This is a genomic window from Pseudomonas sp. Root569, assembly GCF_001427465.1.
Lineage (GTDB): Bacteria > Pseudomonadota > Gammaproteobacteria > Pseudomonadales > Pseudomonadaceae > Aquipseudomonas > Aquipseudomonas synxantha.
Genome location: NZ_LMGQ01000006.1, coordinates 86516 through 104168 on the forward strand (window position 1 = coordinate 86516; position 17653 = coordinate 104168).

16 protein-coding genes and 4 pseudogenes are annotated in these 17653 nt (G+C 61.2%); 3 read left to right on the forward strand and 17 right to left on the reverse strand.

Going from position 1 to position 17653, the window contains the following annotated elements; genetic code table 11:
* Positions 1-160 precede the first annotated feature (160 nt).
* Together ASD70_RS07105 and ASD70_RS29295 are read right to left on the reverse strand one after the other, a co-directional pair.
* Positions 161-1684: a sensor domain-containing diguanylate cyclase gene (locus tag ASD70_RS07105; protein WP_056846037.1), complete on the reverse strand. Its 1524-nt coding sequence runs from the start codon at positions 1682-1684 to the stop codon at positions 161-163.
* A gap of 147 nt (positions 1685-1831) precedes the next feature.
* A pseudogene (locus ASD70_RS29295) lies at positions 1832-1969 on the reverse strand (short-chain dehydrogenase); the annotation flags it as partial.
* Here ASD70_RS29295 and ASD70_RS29300 point away from each other — a divergent pair.
* A pseudogene (locus ASD70_RS29300) lies at positions 1970-2236 on the forward strand (LysR substrate-binding domain-containing protein); the annotation flags it as partial.
* Positions 2237-2269: 33 nt separating this feature from the next.
* Here the strand turns inward: ASD70_RS29300 and ASD70_RS07115 are convergent.
* Positions 2270-3244, reverse strand: a complete 975-nt coding sequence (locus tag ASD70_RS07115; RefSeq protein ID WP_056846038.1) for a quinone oxidoreductase family protein — start codon at positions 3242-3244, stop codon at positions 2270-2272.
* A gap of 119 nt (positions 3245-3363) precedes the next feature.
* Between ASD70_RS07115 and ASD70_RS07120 the strand changes: the two genes are divergently transcribed.
* Positions 3364-4254, forward strand: coding sequence for a LysR family transcriptional regulator (locus ASD70_RS07120; protein WP_056846039.1), 891 nt, complete (start codon positions 3364-3366; stop codon positions 4252-4254).
* A 2-nt stretch (positions 4255-4256) separates the two neighbouring features.
* Here ASD70_RS07120 and ASD70_RS07125 read toward each other — a convergent pair whose 3' ends face one another.
* The 7 genes from ASD70_RS07125 to ASD70_RS07155 form a co-directional block, all read right to left on the reverse strand.
* Complete coding sequence (locus tag ASD70_RS07125) at positions 4257-4640, reverse strand: Hpt domain-containing protein (RefSeq protein WP_056846040.1); 384 nt, start codon at positions 4638-4640, stop codon at positions 4257-4259.
* Between the two features lie 45 nt (positions 4641-4685).
* Positions 4686-5447, reverse strand: a complete 762-nt coding sequence (locus ASD70_RS07130) for a glucose 1-dehydrogenase (protein WP_056846041.1) — start codon at positions 5445-5447, stop codon at positions 4686-4688.
* 29 nt (positions 5448-5476) lie between these two features.
* Complete coding sequence (locus ASD70_RS07135) at positions 5477-6304, reverse strand: DMT family transporter (protein ID WP_046072096.1); 828 nt, start codon at positions 6302-6304, stop codon at positions 5477-5479.
* A gap of 75 nt (positions 6305-6379) precedes the next feature.
* A complete protein-coding gene (gene gcvA / locus ASD70_RS07140; protein WP_056846042.1) occupies positions 6380-7285 on the reverse strand; it encodes a transcriptional regulator GcvA in 906 nt (301 codons plus the stop codon).
* A gap of 61 nt (positions 7286-7346) precedes the next feature.
* Positions 7347-9302, reverse strand: coding sequence for an FUSC family protein (locus ASD70_RS07145; RefSeq protein ID WP_082561415.1), 1956 nt, complete (start codon positions 9300-9302; stop codon positions 7347-7349).
* A complete protein-coding gene (locus ASD70_RS07150) occupies positions 9302-10210 on the reverse strand; it encodes an efflux RND transporter periplasmic adaptor subunit (protein ID WP_056846044.1) in 909 nt (302 codons plus the stop codon). The genes ASD70_RS07145 and ASD70_RS07150 overlap by 1 nt, the downstream gene beginning before the upstream one ends.
* 12 nt (positions 10211-10222) lie before the next feature.
* Positions 10223-10411, reverse strand: a complete 189-nt coding sequence (locus tag ASD70_RS07155; protein ID WP_046072092.1) for a DUF1656 domain-containing protein — start codon at positions 10409-10411, stop codon at positions 10223-10225.
* 147 nt (positions 10412-10558) lie between these two features.
* Here ASD70_RS07155 and ASD70_RS07160 point away from each other — a divergent pair, with 147 nt between their 5' ends.
* Positions 10559-11344, forward strand: a complete 786-nt coding sequence (locus tag ASD70_RS07160) for an AraC family transcriptional regulator (RefSeq protein ID WP_056846045.1) — start codon at positions 10559-10561, stop codon at positions 11342-11344.
* Between the two features lie 393 nt (positions 11345-11737).
* On the opposite strand, the gene ASD70_RS07165 is transcribed toward ASD70_RS07160, so the two are convergent.
* From ASD70_RS07165 to ASD70_RS29310, 7 genes and pseudogenes are all read right to left on the reverse strand, one after another.
* Complete coding sequence (locus ASD70_RS07165) at positions 11738-12793, reverse strand: protein-glutamate methylesterase/protein-glutamine glutaminase (protein WP_046072090.1); 1056 nt, start codon at positions 12791-12793, stop codon at positions 11738-11740.
* Positions 12790-13311 (reverse strand): chemotaxis protein CheD, encoded by a 522-nt coding sequence (locus ASD70_RS07170; protein WP_046072089.1) that lies wholly within the window; start codon positions 13309-13311, stop codon positions 12790-12792. Before ASD70_RS07170 ends, ASD70_RS07165 begins: the two co-directional genes overlap by 4 nt.
* Positions 13304-14107 carry a CheR family methyltransferase gene (locus tag ASD70_RS07175; RefSeq protein ID WP_046072088.1) on the reverse strand — a complete coding sequence of 268 codons (804 nt, stop codon included), beginning with the start codon at positions 14105-14107 and terminating at the stop codon, positions 13304-13306. Before ASD70_RS07175 ends, ASD70_RS07170 begins: the two co-directional genes overlap by 8 nt.
* A 20-nt stretch (positions 14108-14127) precedes the next feature.
* Complete coding sequence (locus ASD70_RS07180; RefSeq protein WP_046072087.1) at positions 14128-14652, reverse strand: chemotaxis protein CheW; 525 nt, start codon at positions 14650-14652, stop codon at positions 14128-14130.
* A gap of 54 nt (positions 14653-14706) precedes the next feature.
* On the reverse strand, positions 14707-15219 hold the full coding sequence (locus tag ASD70_RS07185; RefSeq protein ID WP_046072086.1) for a chemotaxis protein CheW: 513 nt from the start codon (positions 15217-15219) through the stop codon (positions 14707-14709).
* 123 nt (positions 15220-15342) lie between these two features.
* Positions 15343-16059, reverse strand: a pseudogene (locus ASD70_RS29305) (methyl-accepting chemotaxis protein); the annotation flags it as partial.
* Between the two features lie 63 nt (positions 16060-16122).
* Positions 16123-17640: pseudogene (locus tag ASD70_RS29310) on the reverse strand (MCP four helix bundle domain-containing protein); the annotation flags it as partial.
* Positions 17641-17653 lie beyond the last annotated feature (13 nt).

Genomic DNA, 17653 nt, shown 5'->3' on the forward strand with positions numbered 1-17653 from the left:
GCCTTCTGCCTTTCACTGCTCAGCGCCGGCTTCATCGTTGGCTACGCGGCGAAACCCACAAACGAGCTACAAGTCACAGCCGGCCAGCTCATGGAGTGCGGCGAACTCACGATGCCGACACTTGGGATGTGAACCGGCAAGCACATAAGTACAGGCCGTTTCAGCCGCCCGAAGCAATGTCCGTGGGCTGCCGGGAAAACCCATTGCGCCCGGCAGCCTTGGCACCGTAAAGCGCGGCATCGGCCGCCTCGATCAAACCTGATACTGGCTCCAGCCGTGAGCCTGTACCCGTCGCAATGCCGATACTCACACTCACGCGCCCGAACGGGCTACCGGGATGGGGGATGTTTGCCTGCTGCAGTCGCGCAAGGATCCTTTCTGCGACCACCTTCGCGCCTTCGCTGTCGGTCGCCGGCATGATGATCGCTATTTCTTCTCCGCCATAGCGCGCCACCAAGTCTGATGGACGCTGCACACAGTTCTCCAACAGTGTACTGACCGACTGCAAGCACGCATCCCCCGCAACGTGACCGCAGGCGTCGTTGTAGCGCTTGAAATAGTCGATATCGATCATCAGCAACGCCAGCGACGTACCGTCGCGTTGCGCTCGGCGCGCTTCCAGTGCCAGGGTTTCGTCGAAGCAGCGGCGGTTTGCCAGGCCGGTCAGCGCATCCTTCTTGGCCAATAGCGCCAATTGCCGATTGGAGTCGAGCAACTGTTGCTGGACGACACGCAGCGCCTCTTCCGCCGCAGTACGCCGGCGGATATCGAGGATCAGGAACCAGCCGATCAACCCTGTCAGCCCCAGCAGCCCTACCACCACCACTGCGGACAACGCCGCCTCGATACGCCACGCAGCGAGGGCTTCATGCTTGCCCAATGCGACCGTGGTGATCAGCGGCAGGGTCTCGCTTTTGCGGAACGCGTAGAGCCGCTCCACACCGTCCAGGCTGGACGTGTAGGCGGCGGTGCCGACCGATTGGTCGACAAGGTACTTGGCATAGATAGGCGACTTGGAAAAGTTGCGGCCCATGTCCTGTTCGCGGAAAGGATAGCGCACCAACAGCGTGCCATCGGCATAGGACAAACCGATCGCGCCCTCCTGGCCTACATCGAGTTTGCCGAACACCCGCAGGAAGTTTTCCACCCCCAGGGTGACCGCAACCACCCCGGCGAAGTTGCCCGACGCATCATTGAAGCGGCGGCTGATGGTCACCACCCACTCGTGGTTGGTACGACTCTGGATCGGCGGGCCGATAAAAGGCTCACGGCTCGGATCATCGCGATGATGAATGAAATAAGCGCGATCGCTGCTGTTGGCACCCACTGGGATCGGACGGTTGGACGACATCAACCAGTGGCCGTGATGGTCGTAGACGGTGATGCCACTGAGTTGCGGCATCAACGGCTGCTGCCGACCGATCAGGGTACTTATACGCTCGATCTGCGCCGGGCCACTGCCTTCGGTTTCCAGGCGCTCGACCAGCCCGAGCAACAGCAGCGAGCTTTGCCGCACGATACCTTCGGTGTAGGTGGTGAGTGCCTGGGTCAGGTTCAGGCCGTGCACGTCCACCTCCGCCAGCGCGCGCTCACGGGAAGACAGGACTTTCCAGATGGTCAGGGAGGTCAGGGAACAGCCGATCACCAACAGCAACAGCATCACCAGGCGAATTTCACGCTTCACGTCAGCCCCTTAAGGAAATCCGGTTTCCACTCGCCATCGTTCAAACGCCGGCGCGTTCTGCAGCCCTATGTGCCCAGGCGCAAGCATACAAGTAGTCCGTAGTGGTTGACACCTGGCGCCTGCTGTTCAGCACTCCTTGATCTGGCTTCATCGCTGGGCCACTTGCTCGGCAGTGGCGGCTTTTACCCGGGCAAGATCGAGCGGGTAGTCAACACCAGGGCTCTCGACCCACCGCGTTGCCGTAAACTGGCCGTTGCTGGCGCGCAGCACATACCCGCTGGCCTGGTGGTGCAAGAAGCCACACAGCTGCACACCTTGATCGGCCTGGTTGCCTGTGGTTTTGGTGTTGCCCTGGTGCCCGAGTCGATTGCCCAGTCAGTCATGCGCGACAAGGTTGTGTTTCGCCGGCTCCTGCCGGTCAGCGATGCTCCCAATCCGGCAATCGGCTTGTATATGAGCTGGAACAGCCGCAACGAATCAGCTTTGATAAACAGCTTCATTTTCCTGCTCGATGCCAACGTCGTACCGCATTTTTCAAGCATCGTTGAGTGACCGGCGCCCAGGCACCAGGGTCAGATGGCCACGTCATACCACAAGGATCACACTCCCCATGGTTTTGCCTGCCTCAAGGTCTGCGTGAGCCCTTGCCGCCTCCACAAGTGGATAACGCGCACCGACGGGGCTGACCATGCCGTCCAACATCCTCTGCAGCAGTTCATCGGTACCGGATTTGTAGGCTTGGGGGTCATTGGCATACAGGAGCGAGCTGGGCCGCATCAGTGCAATTGAGCGGCTGAAACCCAGGTCTTCCACGCGCACCGGCGGGATCGGCCCAGCAGGCTGGCCGAGGCTGGCGACTACGCCAAAGGGGCGCACCACGCTCAATGACTGACTCAGCATGCCGCCGCCGATACCGTCGATTGCAAGGTGCACACCCTTTGCTTCTGCCAAGCGCACGGTTTCGTCTGCCCAGCCCTCATCGGTGTGCAACAGCACCACATCGGCACCGGCTGCGCGCGCCATGGCGACCTTGCCCTCCGAGCCCACCGTAGCAATAACGTTGGCCCCCAGGCGCTTTGCCCAGCGCACCACAATCTGCCCCAACCCGCCTGCTGCCGCGTGCACCAGGATCCAGTCACCGCGCTTGGTCATATGCACTTTGCGCAGCAGCATATGCGCGGTAAGCCCGCGTAGCATCGAGCTGCCGGCCATCTCGAAAGACACCTCGTCAGGCAGCTTCACCAGCCGGCTCGCGGGCAACAGGCGCAACTGCGCGTATGCGCCGAGCGGCCCGCCTGTATAGGCAACCCGGTCACCGTCGCGTAGGTGGCTGACCTGCTTGCCGACAGCGGCCACCACGCCGGCGCCTTCGAAGCCGAGCACGGCCGGCAGCGTCGCGACCGGGTAGAGGCCGTTGCGAAAGTAGGTGTCCACAAAGTTGACGCCTATCACCGACTGGGCCACCAACACCTCGTGGGGCCCGGGGCTTGGGACGTTAATCTCAATCGGTTGCAAAACCTGCGGGCCGCCGGTTCGCGTCATTGCCATGGCAAGGGTCATGTTCTTGTTGCTCCTAAACAGGTTTATCCAGTTGCTGTTCACCCGTAAAAAGACTATTGCCCCCGCGCCTATGGTGTAAATTCCACACAAGCGCACTGCTCATGTGAGAATTTGCACCGATGTTCGATTGGGAAAACATGCGCCATCTGCTCGCGGTGGCCAAGGCTGGAACGCTTTCCGGCGCTGCACGGGAGTTGCGGGTGGACCACGCGACCGTCGGCCGGCGCATCGCCGCGCTTGAAGCCCAATTACACACACCGTTAGTCGAGCGCCTGCCTCGATCCTGCCGCCTGACAGCAGCGGGCGTGCTGATCGTGGAACAGGCCCTGCGCATGGAAAGCGCGGCGTTTGATATCACCCGGCAGGTCAAATCCCGACAAGTGTCCTTGAGTGGGCGAGTAACCTTGAGCGCCTCCCCGGTACTGGCAACGCATTTCATCGCACCGCGTTTAGGTGACTTCCGCCAGCAGTACCCCCAGATTCAGTTATCGATCAGTGCCCAGGCGCATCAGGTCTCGTTGAGTCGTGGCGAGGCGGATATCGCCGTCAGGCACCTGCGGCCACGGGAGCCGAGTAACGTCGCCCGGCGGGTTGCAAAGATGGACTTCGATTTGTACGCCAGCCGCGCCTATGCGCACCTTTGCAGCCCGGCACAGTGGGCCTTCATCGCTTATGAAAAAGCATTCGCCGACATGCCCCAGCAACAATGGTTGCTGCAGATCGCAGGCGAGCGAGCCGTGGCGTGCGAACTCAGCGACATCAGCGGCCATCTGGTGGCCGCTCGGTCAGGCGTGGGCGTGGCCGGCCTGCCGTGCTTTTTGGCGGATGCAGATCCGCAGTTGATCAGGCTGGAGCACGACAGCGCGGGGTTTTCGCGTGATATCTGGTTAGTCACTCACCGCGATATGAAGCGTTCGGCGCTGGTGCGTACCGTCATGGATTATTTTGCTCAAGCGTTTGCGCGTGACCTGGCGCTCAAGCCAAACCCATTGTTGGCGAAGGCCGATTAGGTTTATGCATTCGGATCAGCACAGGTCGCTTCCAGAACCTGACATCGTTCGACCAACTGCCCACCTTTAACCACCCGGGCAGCCCCTTTGATTCGATGGGCCAACTCGACGAGCTGATCGGTATCCCCCGCTTGCAACAGCACCCCCAGTTGCTGGCGATCCTTACGATTGTTATTGATTAACTCAATGAGAATTTGCCGAAATTTTACCGGCTCACTGCTGATCAACAACTCCAGTGGACCAAGGTCAACCAGATGTACCGGGTCAGACGCCGCAGTCAGGCGCTCCGGGGTAGGCGGCAACGCGAGTTCTTCACCGTTGTGGCTGTGCTGGTAGGAAATCAACCGCGCATCCAGGCCAATCGGCTTGATCAGGCAGTCATTCATGCCCGCCTGGATGCACAATGGCCGAGCAACAGATCGCTTGCCGACTCATTTGCCCCCCGTTACATCGAGGAACGTACCGGTAACAAATGACGCCTCGGCACTTGCCAACCACAAAATCGCCTGGGCCACCTCCTCAGGCTGGCCGCCACGCCCCATGGGGATCGAGTCTTTGACCCGGTCGACCCGCCCCGGCTCGCCGCCGCTGGCATGCATGTCGGTGTAGATGTGCCCGGGGCGAACACAGTTGACGCGGATGCCTTCCCGGGCCACTTCCTTGGCAAACCCGATGGTGAAGGTCTCCAGGGCTCCTTTTGACGCCGCGTAGTCGACGTATTCATTCGGGCTGCCCAGGCGCGCCGAGGCCGAGGAGATATTGATCACCACGCCGCCCGCACCGTTGTGCCGATATGCCATGCGCTTTACCGCTTGCTGGGCGCAGAGCATCGGGCCGATGGCGTTGACCGCGAAGATGCGCTGCATGCGCTCCAGGCTCAGGTCCTCCAGACGCGACTGAATCGCCAGCACGCCGGCATTATTGACCAGTACGTCGAGGCGTCCGAACCTGCGGTCGATGGCGGTAAACAAGTCGGCGACTTGATCGGGGTCGGCGCTATCGGCCCGCACGGCCAGGGCCTTGCGGCCCATTGCTTCGATATCTGCGGCCACCGCCAGCGCCGCGGGCTCGTTGGACACGTAGCTGATCGCCACGTCATAGCCCTTTGCGGCGGCTAGCCGGGCGGTCGCGGCACCCACTCCGCGACTGCCACCGGTGATCAGGATCAGCGGTGCCTGCGAAACGTCAACCATTGAAAATACCTCCTTAGAAGATGGCTGTGTCAGCCGATGATGAGGATGCCGCCGGCGATCACTACGCACGCCAGGACCCTGCGCGCGGTAAGGGTTTCGCCAAGAAAAAAGTAGCCAATCAACATCGCGAACAACACGCTGGTTTCGCGCAATGCCGAGACCGCGCCCAACGGCGCTTCGTTCATGGCGTAGATCACGATTGCATAGGCCAGCAAAGACACCAGCCCGCCGAGCACCGCGGCCAAGGTTCCGGGGCGCAGACGCAATAAACTGCGGGCATCGCGCAGGCCGATGTACACCGCTGGCATCATCACGCCCCACAACGCGCACATCCATACGGTATAGGCCAGCGGCGCGCCGGAGAGCCTGGCGCCGATACCGTCGACAACGCTGTAGGCCGCGATGAAACAACCCGTTCCCAGCGCATAAGGCAGGCTGGGAACCGAAAGCCGGCGCCCACTGAAGGCCAGGGAAATAATCCCGCCTGACACCAGTGCAATCCCCAGCAACTCGCCGGGCGCAATGCGTTCCCCGGCAAAGACCGCAGCCCCCAGGGTGATCAGTGCCGGCGATGAGCCACGGGAAATAGGATAGATCTGCCCCAGGTCGCCCACCCGGTAGCTGCGCACCAGGAACAGGTTGTAGCCAACATGCAGCAACGCCGAAAGCACCCCGTAGCCCCAGCTCTCAATCGCTGGCGGTGCCATGAACGCTGCGGCGATGACACAGGTGACGGCAATGGCCATGCACATGACCGTCATCGACCATAGCCGGTCGGCACCACCGCGCAGCAGCGCGTTCCAGCTGGCATGCAGCAGTGCGGCGAACAGCACCAGGAAGATGATATGAGTAGGCATGCGCCATCTTAGGCAAGCCAAGGCCCCGGTTTACAGCGAAGTCTGCTCATCACAGCATGAATAGATACTCATACCTCACTGATCCGCCCGTTGTACTTTCAGCGCCTCGCTCATCAGCCATTGACGGAAGCTGAGGATATGCGGCTGGGTTTCGATGCCCTTGGGGCACACGAAATAGTAGGCAAGCGGCGATGGAAACGGCACATCAAACAGGCGCACCAGGCGACCGTCGCTGATTTCCTGCTCCACATGCCCGCTGCGCACCAACGCGATGCCATGGCCGAGCAAGGCCGCCTCGACGGTCATGTTGGTGTCGCCAAACCTGACGCTTTCCCTGAGCGGCGAAAAGGCCAGCCCCACCGTTTCAAACCAGGCCTCCCATTTCGGTGCCAGCTCGGCGCCATCGCGGGCCAGTAGAGGGAAGTCCAATAAATGGGCGGGGCTGCCCGGGGTGCCAAGGCGCCGCAACAGTTCGGGGCTGGCCACGGGAAACACATGCTCGCCGAACAGGAATTCTGAATACAGGCCAGGGTAACTGCCCTTGCCCAGCCGGACCGCGACATCCGCTTGGGCGTCGGAAAAGTGGATGACGTCATCCGTGGTGTCCAGCGCAACCAACAGCTCGGGGTGCTGGCGCGCGAGGTTCGGCAAGCGTGGCAGCAGCCATTTCAAGGCAAAGGAATAGGTGGTGCTGACCTTGAGCCGTACCCTGCCCTTTTGTTCGCGCAGGTCGGCCAGGGCAGCCTCCAGGCTCATGAAGAACTCGCGCACGATGGGCGCCAGCGTAGCCCCTGCCGGGGTCAGGCGTAACGACTGGCCGCGCTCGAACAACGCCAAGCCCCACAGCGCCTCCAGATGCTTGAGCTGGTGGCTGACTGCGCTCTGGGTGACATGCAACTCCTGGGCGGCCGCCGTAAAGGTCGGGTGCCGAGTGGCGGCTTCAAAGGCGCGCAAGGTCGCGGTGGGCGGCAGATCTCTCATAGGTAGGGTATCCGGCGAGTTGGCAATAAGCGCTGAGCATGAGCGTTGACTCATGTTAGCGCTAATGCACAAGGTTCGCGTACTGCTCCAGCAGCCACGCCAAGTCCTGATAACCGCTCGCCAGATGAGGCGCGCCGAGCCTGCTCAACGACCGGGATGTGCGCCGCGCCTGCGCGGCGCCGATAGCGGGATAATCGACATATCGTGCAACCCGCCGCGCACCGCTTTGCACACATCGGGTCACGGGAGATGCCGGATCAATACCGCTGGCTTTGCGCTGCAGCCGATTCAATTGCTTGCTCAGTTGCAGCGACAAGTAGCCCGCCTGGTATTCGTGCGGTTGACCCGTGCCAAGCAAACTCTTCAACGTAACTAACCGGTGTTGTTGCTTCGCTTGCCATTGAGCATGATCGATTGTACTGGCCTGGCGTAGCAGCCGGCGTGTGTGCTGGTGGAGCGCATGTTTCAATGCGCGTACTTGCCTGGCTGGATCTTTGGGCAGGATCTGGAACGCCAAGAGGCACACAAGCATCGCCACGATCCAGGCCAGCGCCTGGTTGGCGAAGCCGACGAAATCGTAGGTGGCGGTCATACCGGTGCTCACCAAGGTGTTGAAGCCGATCAGGTAGGCAACCCCTTGCAGGGCATGGCGCGGCTGGCTCGTGGCATGGATGCCGAACGACCAGAACCCTGCCATGACCAGCAACAACAGAGGGAAGCCATTGATCTGCGGCATCAGCAGGAATTTGCACAGCGCTGCCGCCACAATTGCGTAGAGCGTGCCGCGGATAAAGCTGTTAATGCCTTGGGCCGGCGCGGCAGCCGTCGCCACCAACGTGCAGAACGGCCCCAGCACCGCCAGCAATGTGGGCCCCTGATCCCAACCACTGAAATACCAGATCGCACCCGCACTCAGTGTGGCGAGCAGTGCCCGGATGCCGTTTCGCACAGCATCCGCGTAATTGCGGTGATACCCCACGGCGCGTGTCGGCCCGCGGCGGGCATGGTCGAGGCTGGAGAAGTTCAGCAACGCAGCGCCCAGGTCCGTCAGTGGGTCGTCCAAGCGTTCGCCGCGCAACCGCACCTGTGGGCTTGAGTCGGCGCGAACATCCGCCCAGCGACGCAATTGCTCCAGCGTATCGGCCGCGGTGCGAAAGTCGCAGCGAGCATGCGCCAGGCATTCACTCAGTTGCTGCAACCCTGTGCTTATCCGGGCGCGCAACGCCGGGTCGATTCCTTGGTATGGGTGCTCCGGGTGCGCGTCGAGCACCGCCGAGTGCAGATGCGCCAGGCCGGCCTGAATCGCCAGCTGCCGCGAGCGGATCAGCGCCGACTCGCCACGGCCGAGCCCCAGCTGGTCGTCCACCTTACCGATATCGATCGCGAGCTGGTGCCGTAGCGTCGCCAGGCGCGCAGGCTCTTCGCCCACAAGGCTGGCCGCGAGCAACCGGGCACTGCGCGCGCAGACGTCGACGAGCGAGCTTCGAACTTTGTGCTCCATGGTCTTGGCGCTGAACAGCGTCGCCACCAGGCTCAAGCTGAGCACGCCGAGCGCTACCGCCGTGCCACGGGTGATGATGTGGTCGAAGCCCTGCTCCGGGGCGACGATGGCAGGGCCCAGCGCCAAACACACCGTATAGCCCGCCACCACTGCCGCAGTGGCCTGGTAATGACGCAGGACCGTCATTGCACCGACGCACAGGCCCAGCCATATACCGACGCCCAGTATGAACAACAGCATCTGTTGCGCGAACAACCCCATCAGCACAAAGGCCGCGACCATGCCGACCAGCGTGCCCAGCATTCGGTACACACCCTTGCCCCGCACTGCCCCCTGGATAGGCTGCACCAGCAGCAACACGGTGGAAGCACCCGAGAACGGCGAATCCAGATGCAGTTGCAAGCCAAGCCAGAGTGCCAGGCCGGCCGCCAATAGACTGCGCAGCACGTAGGCAAGCGTGGCGGATGTCCAGGGCCGGGGGATCGCCGCGAAAAAGCGTGTCGCCAGGTCAGTCATCACATGAACGCCTGCAGCCATTGGGTGAGTCGCCAGCGCGGTGCGACGCCCGGCTGCGTCACTTCGACACTGGCGGTCATGCCCGCCGCCAACTCTACCCCGTCCGGCACCTTGTCCAACTCGATGCGCACAGGCACACGCTGCGCCAGCCGAATCCAGCTGAACGTCGGGCTCACCTGGGGCAAGCCGCTGTCGTTGCGCAACTCATTGGCGTCGGCAATGCCCCTGCCCAGGCTTGCCACGTGGCCTTGCAGCAGCGGGTCAAAGCCCATCAGCTTGATCGACACCGCTGCGCCGATGCGTACACCCGGCAACTTGGTCTCTTCAAAATAGCCCGTGATCCAGAAGCTATGACCGTCGACTACAAACAGGTTGGTGATGCCCGCCTGGGCGTAATCACCGGGCTGCAACCGCAGTTGCGTGACATAGCCGTCCACCGGCGCACGAATGGTGGTGCGGTCCAGGTCGAGCTGGGCCTGGGCCAACTGGCTGCGTGCCGCGTCCAGGCGCGCCTGGGCCACGGCCAAGTCACGCGCGGCATTGTCGATCTCTTCACGGGCAATGGCGCCGCCCAGCTGCGCGCGCCGCTTGAATTGCGCACTGCGCTGCTCGAACACACTGCGCGCTTCTGCAAACTGCGCCGCGCGCTGCTGCTGGGTCAATCGATAAGCACGCGTATCGATGCGATAGAGCGGGTCGCCCTTTTCCACCCATTGGTTGTCACTGACCCACAACTGATCGATTTGGCCGGACACCTCGGGCGCAATGCGGATCACCTGGGCACTCACCCGCCCGTCCCGCGTCCAGGGCGCCAGCACATAAGCGCGCCAGAGTTGCAGGCAAAACACCAGGGCCAGCACACCAAGCCCCAGGGTGGCGGCAGTTTTAAGGAGTTTGACGATAGACATGCGCGGCCTCGCTCAGCAATGGACGACCATCGTCGACACGACGATGAGCGAGACGAAAAAACGCGCCAGCGCCGGGTGCCACGCCCGGTCCAACCAGCGGCGGGTCAGGCGCTCGATCAGCTGGTAGGCCAGGACGGACGCCCCCAGGTAAACCAGCAAGGGCGGAAAGTAGAGGTTGGCAATCGAGATTTCGCTGAGCATGGCAAGCACCGGGATTCGAGAGGTTCTGGCATTCGCTCGCCTACTGAAGGCGGGGCTTGCAGGTAATGCTAGGGAATTACTGCCACTGCCGATATTGAGTACACTGCCAAAATATAATCAAATTCGGACAACCCTGGATGACCTTGCATGGCCGAAATCCACGTCGATCAGTTTGAGTACGACACCCTTTCCCAGCCCGCCGTAGCGCTGATGCTGGAACCCCAGCGCAACGACAGCGAGTCCGCCGTACACAAGCACCGCAAGGGCCAACTGGTGGTGGCGTATTGCGGCGGCATTGTGTGTACGGTCGAAGATGGCGTATGGATGGTGCCGTCAGGGTTCGGCGTGTGGATTCCGGGGGGTGTCGCCCACAGCAACCGCGTAACGGCCAACGGGCAGGTGTGTTTTCTGTTCGTGGAGCCCGGCGCCGCGTCGCTGCCGGATTGCTGCTGTACCTTGGCGCTGTCGCCTTTGATCCTGGAGCTGATCCTGCACCTGAGCGGCCAGGCCCAGGATTACCCGGCCAATTCGCGCAGTTCGCGGTTGGCTCACGTACTGCTCGAAGAACTTGAACTGGCCCCCACGGAACAGCTTTACCTGCCTTTACCCGCCTCAAACCCACTGCGCACCATCGCCCGGGCACTGGCGCAAGATCCCGCCAACCGCGCCACCATGGCGAGTTGGGCACGCAACGTCGCCATGAGCGAACGCTCGCTTGCCCGCCTGGTAAAAGCCGAAACCGGCCTGACCTTCGGACAATGGCGCAAGCAATGGCAGATCATCGTCGCCCTGCAAAGTCTGGCCGAAGGGCAATCGGTGCAGAGAACCGCTGAAGCCCTCGGCTATGAGTCTGTCAGCTCGTTCATCACGATGTTTCGTAAAACCCTGGGCACCTCACCGGCCCGTTACCTGCGCAATACCACATTGCGGTAATGCAACCACAGTGGACTGAATGCACACTGCATGGCCGAGGCGGCTATAGCGTATACATAGGTATCTACACTGTGTAGCAGCCGACGGTAACCACGATGCGCAGCGAGCCGCTCTTGATCTTGATCTGCTTTTGATCTCAGGCGCCCCCCCAAATCCCTGTCGGATTACGGGCACACCGAGCCTAAGCGAGGTGCCGAGTGGTGGGGCAAGAGCGTTTGGTTACTTTGCGCTTTTCAAAGTGACAATAGTGGCCATTACCTAAATAATGGATATGTACTCGGTCTGATCCAACATCCTGGTCGGCCCTGAGGCCGCCATCGGGAGCAAGTCGAATCGTCGCACCGCCCCTCCCACATTAGTTGTGTACCGGCACAAGCAGCCTGGCACTCAAGTTCACCGATGCAAAATCGCCCGATGAATATCTTCCAGCGCCATGACCCGCTGGGCGGCGTTGAGCTTGATCGCTTCCTTGGGCATGCCGAACACCACGCAACTGGCCTCGTCCTGGGCCACCGTGGCGGCGCCGGCGTCGAACATTTCCTTAAGCCCCCGCGCGCCGTCGTCGCCCATGCCGGTCATGATGATGCCCAGCGCGTTGCCACCGGCACTGCGGGCAACGGAACGAAACAGCACGTCAACCGAGGGCCGATGCCGGCTCACCGGTGGGCCGTCAACGATTTCCACCTGATATTGGGCACCGTTGCGCTTGAGCACCATGTGTCGGCCGCCGGGGGCGATCAATGCGCAACCGGGGATGACCCGGTCGCCATTTTTCGCCTCCCTGACCTCGATTTCACACAGTCGATTGAGTCGCTCGGCAAACGCCGCGGTGAAGTGTTCAGGCATGTGCTGCACGATCACGATGCCCGGGCACACCCTGGGCAATGCGGTCAGTATCAACTCCAGGGCTTGAGTACCGCCCGTGGAGGTGCCGATGGCAACAATATTGTCGGTGGTACGCACCATTGCCGGGGCGCCCGCTGCAAGAATGGCGTCGGCACTCACCCTCTGGGGAGCACGTTCACCGCACGCCACCATTCGTTTCATGTTGGCCTTGGCCGCAGCCTTGACGGCGCCCGCCAACTCATCGGCGCTGTCGGTCAGGAACTGGCGCAAATTCAACTGCGGCTTGGTGACGATACTGACGGCCCCTGCCGCCAAGGCTTGCATGGTGGTGGCCGCGCCCTTCTCGGTCAAGGTCGAGCAGATGACCACCGGCGTGGGGCGTTCGGCCATGAGTTTCTTGAGAAACGTAATGCCGTCCATGCGCGGCATCTCGACGTCCAGCACGATCACATCCGGCCATTGCTTGTTCATTTTATCCATGGCGAATACCGGGTCTGCCGCCGCGCCTATCACTTCAATGGCGGGGTCTCGTCCCAGGGTCGCCGTCAATACCTGGCGGACCACGGCAGAGTCATCAATGATCAGTACTTTGATAGGACTCATAGCGCACGCTCTCGTTGAGGGCTGCTGAGGGGGCGCTGCAGCGCCAGGTAGTTGAGTTGAATATTGCCATTGGCCAGGTCGAATACCACGGTGCGATACCCCACGCCTTCCACGTGCCAGTTCAGACACCGCAAGTGATTCACGTCGAGCAGGCGCCGGGCTTGCTCGACATTGCGTTGCCCGACGTAGTGGTTGTCCGGGCGCACCAGCCCGGGAAACATATTCCCGCCGCCATACACATTGATCCTGAACTCCGTCGGCGGCACCTTGCTCGCGCGCATGGCATCGAGCAGCAGTTGCAGCGCTTCATTGCCATAGCGACCGTCCAGGGGCTTGGCGCTCGTCGCAGTACGCTGGGGCAGCAGGTAGTGACACATGCCACCCAACAAGCGCTGCGGATGCCAGAACGCCAGGGCCACGCAGGAGCCCAGCACCGTGCGCAGCCGAATCGCGCCAGTGCCGAAAAACCAATCTCCAGGATTCAGGAACACCTCGCGGGAAGGTTGAGTGTCAGGCATGTGGCCTCCGATAGATCGAAGGCTTGACCAGCTTCAGCTCGTCGGTCACGCCGTTGAGGCTTTCAGAGTGGCTGACCAGGAAATAGCCGCCAGGCTTGAGATGGCTGACCAGACGCTTGACGACCTGCACTTTGGTATCGCTGTCGAAATAGATCATCACGTTGCGCAGGAAGATCACGTCGAACATGCCGACTTTCGGCAGCGGATTGTTCAAATTGATCGCCTGGAAATCGATTTTCGCCGCGAGCGCCGGATCGACCATGAAGCAACCGTGGTTGGCACCGACGCCCTTGAGGCAATACTTGTGCAGCAGCGCTTCGGGAATGCCGCGTATACCCTCGAGTGGGTAGCGCCCTTGGCGGGCTTTATCCAACACACGGCTGCTGATGTCCGACGCCATGATCTCCCAAGGCCGACCGGCCAGGTTGTCCGCCAGCACCATCGCCAGGGTGTAAGGTTCTTCACCGGTGGAGCAGGCGCCACTCCATACCCGCAGCGTTGCATTGCCACGCAGTTCGGGCAGGGCCACGTCGCGCAGGAAGTCGAAATGCTTGGGTTCGCGGAAAAAATAGGTTTCGTTGGTGGTCAGCATGTCTACCGCCACCTGCAGTTCCGTGGCGTCCTTCATCAACACCTTGTAGTAAGCACCGTAAGTCGTGAGCTCGAACGCCTGCAGCCGCTTGGCAAGCCGTGAGCTGACCAACTGTTTTTTCGCATCGGACAGGCTGATGCCGGCGATCTGATGGATAAGGCTGCGAAACTGCTGGAACTCGGCGTCGGAGAGAATCACGTTCATAAGGGCATCCCAAAAGTTGATCAGGCGGTGGCAGGCAGTAAGGATTCAAGGTTTGCCAGCACCTCGATCGGTTCCAGGGACAACACGCGACCGATGTCCAGCAGCAGTACAAAGCCGCTGTCCAATTTGCCGATGCCCAACAGGAAATCGGCCCTGACCTCGGTGCCGACACTCAGCGAAGGTTCGATATCCTGCTCGGCGATTTCAAGCACCTCGCTGACTGCATCCACAATGATGCCCACCGGCTTGCGCACGCTACCGACCTGTACCTCCAGGATCACAAAGCAGGTTCTTGACGTCTGCAGCGTCCTTTCGCCACGAAAGCGCACACCCAGGTCCAGTATCGGCACCGCAGCGCCTCGCAGATTGATCACCCCGCGCAGGCTGGCGGGCAGCAACGGTACGTGGGTGATCGGCCCATATTCGATGATCTCGCGCACGTTGAGCGTGCCGACCGCGAACATCTCACCCCCCAACTCGAAGGTGAGGTATTGGCTCGGGCCCGAGATCGCAGCACTGCCAGGACTTTGGATGGTTAACGCCATGATTCACCTCGGATCAATTGCTTTGGCCCGCACCTGGGGGCACGGTCGTACACCTCAAGCGCGCATCAAGCCGGCGATCTCATCGACGCACAGCACCTGCTCGATCTGCAGCAGCGTGACAAACGCTCCCCGCACCTTGGTCATCCCCCTGATGAAGTCAGTACGAATAGGGTTGCCGAAGGCCGGCGCGGGCTTGATGTCGATATCGAGGATCTCGATCACCTCGCTGACCGAGTCCACCACCACCCCCAGCACCTGGGACTCGCCCTCCTTGGCCGCTTCGAGAATGACGATACACGTGCGGCTGCCAAGGTCCGTCACGCCCTTGCCGAACCGGGCCTTGAGGTCCACCACCGGCACCACCGAGCCACGCAGATTGATCACCCCGCGCAGGAACTCCGGCATCATCGGCACGCTGGTCACCTGGCTGTATTCGATGATTTCTCGAACGCTCAAGGTGTTGACCGCGTACATCTCCTGATCAGCCGAGAAGGTCAGGTACTGCAAGGGCTCGCCGACTTGCAGCGCTGGGGCTGAAGTGCCAGGCACAACGGCTGAGGCACTCATGGTTCAACTCCCGAAGCGGACGAAACCGCTCTCCACCGCACGGCTGTCATGATCCGACAGCGACGCCGTACGCCCCAGACCCGACGTGGCAACAGCCCGCCCGACGCGCTTGCCCTGTACGGTGAAAAAGCCCATCAGTTCCTGCAACTGCTCGGCCTGGCCACTCATTTCCTCGGCAGTCGCGGCCAACTCTTCGGAGGCCGACGCGTTTTGCTGAGTCAGTTGGCTCATTTGCGACATTGCGCTGTTGATTTGCTCGGAGCCGATCGATTGTTCTTCCGAGGCGGCCGCAATTTCCTGCACCAGGTCAGAGGTCTTGGCAATCGAAGGCACGATTTCATCCAACAGGTTGCCCGCCCGTTCGGCCAGGGCCACGCTGTTCTTGGCCACTTCGCTGATTTCCTGCGCTGCTATCTGGCTGCGCTCGGCCAGTTTGCGCACCTCGGCTGCTACCACCGCGAAGCCTTTACCGTGCTCGCCGGCCCGCGCCGCTTCAATGGCCGCGTTGAGCGCCAACAGGTTGGTCTGGTAGGCGATGGAATCGACGATGCCGATTTTTTCAGCGATGGTCTTCATCGCCGCCACCGTGTCCTTCACGGCGCGACCGCCTTCGGACGCCTCTTTGTTAGCCTTGCCCGCCATACCATCGGTCACCTTGGCGTTTTCGGTGTTCTGGGCGATGGACGCTGACATTTGCTCCATCGACGCCGAAGTCTGTTCCACCGACGCCGCCTGTTCGGACGCCGATTGCGCCATGCTCTGGGCAGTGGCGGAGATTTCCTCGGAGGCACTGGACAGCGAGTCGGCCGACCCGCGCACTTCGCCGATGATTTCCGAGAGTTTTTCCACGGTGCCGTTGACCGAGTTTTTCAGCTCCAGGAACTTGCCTTGGTAGTCACCGACGATGGTCCGGGTCAGATCGCCACTGGAGATCGACGCCAGGACGTCCATGGCCTCAGTGATCGGCACGATGATCGCATCCAGCGAGCCGTTGATTCCCAGGATGATGCGGCGGAAATCGCCCTGATGGCGAGAGGCATCCGGCCGGGTATCGAGTTTGCCGATCATCGCGCTGTCGCTGATCTGGCGCGTGTCGTCGACCAGGGCCAGGATGTTGGCGCGCAATTGCTCGATGTTCTCGTTGATAAAGGCTTTCTTGCCCGGGAACTGCTCCAGGGGCGCGGCCAGATCGCCTTCGCCGAACGCGCGAATGCAGGCCATGGCCTTTTTCTTCACACTGATATGGCCGCTGACCATGCCATTGATGCCCTGCCCGATTTCACGGTACGAACCGCTAAAGCGCTCAACATCGATCATGACATCAATGTCACCTTTCTCGTGCTCGCTGGACATGTGCTGCATTTCATTGATCAGCGCCAGGATATTGCTACGCAGCAGCTCGATATTTTCATTGATGAAGGCTTTTTTGCCGGGGAACTGTTCCAGCTGCGCCGATAGATCACCTTCACCAAAGGCACGGATACAGGCCATGGCTTTCTTCTTCACCGCGATATGACCGTTGACCATGTCGTTGATGCCCTGGGCCATCGAACGGTAGCTGGCGTGAAAGCGGTTTACATCGATCTGTGCGTCGATCTCACCCTTGTCGTGCGCGCTGGACATCGTGTTTATCTGCGCGACCAGCGCCTGCAGGTTCTCGCCCAACTGTTGCATGCAAGCCATCAAGCTCGTGGTATCACCGGCCTTGAGGGTGGCTTTTGCCTCCAGCTCGCCAGCTGACAAGCGCGCAGCAAAGGCGCGGACGCTGGCGGGTTCACCGCCCATCTGGCGCATGAGATTGCGTGCCAGCAGTAAGCCCATCAGTCCAGTGACCAGCAGTGTGAGCGCGCCGATCAGCAGGATGATGTAGCGGGCATTCTGCTCAGTGCTGGTGGCCAGCAGTTGAGCCTTGCGCCCCAGTTCCAGGTTGTATTGGCGCACATCGGCGATTGCTGCCTGGGTCGCCGTTTGCAGAGGCTGGCTCACTTCGAGCAACGCGCGAGCGCCGGCGATATCGCCTGTTTCAACCAGTTTGTCGAATCGCCCCTGCAAGGCTGCAAACTCGTCAAACCGGGTGCGCAACTGGCTCAACAACGCCGCATCATGCGCGTCGATAGCCAGTTGGGTGCGGTAACGCTCCAAGGCGTTGTCGATATTGCCCAAATGCTGCGCTATCAGTGCGGCGTACGGCGCAACCGTGCTCTTGCCCGATTCATTCAGGTGCTCCCATTGCAGGGCGTGCAGGCTGGCGAAAGCCTCGGCGGCGCGATCGATCTCAAGCAGGCTGGGTACCGTGTTGACACTGGCAAAACTGGCGCTGGAATTGACTTCACTGGTCAGATAGAAACTGGTGCCACCCAACACGACGACGCCCAGCATTGCCGTGAAAATCAACAGCGTAATATTTTTGATAACGGTCATGGCGAGGAACTCC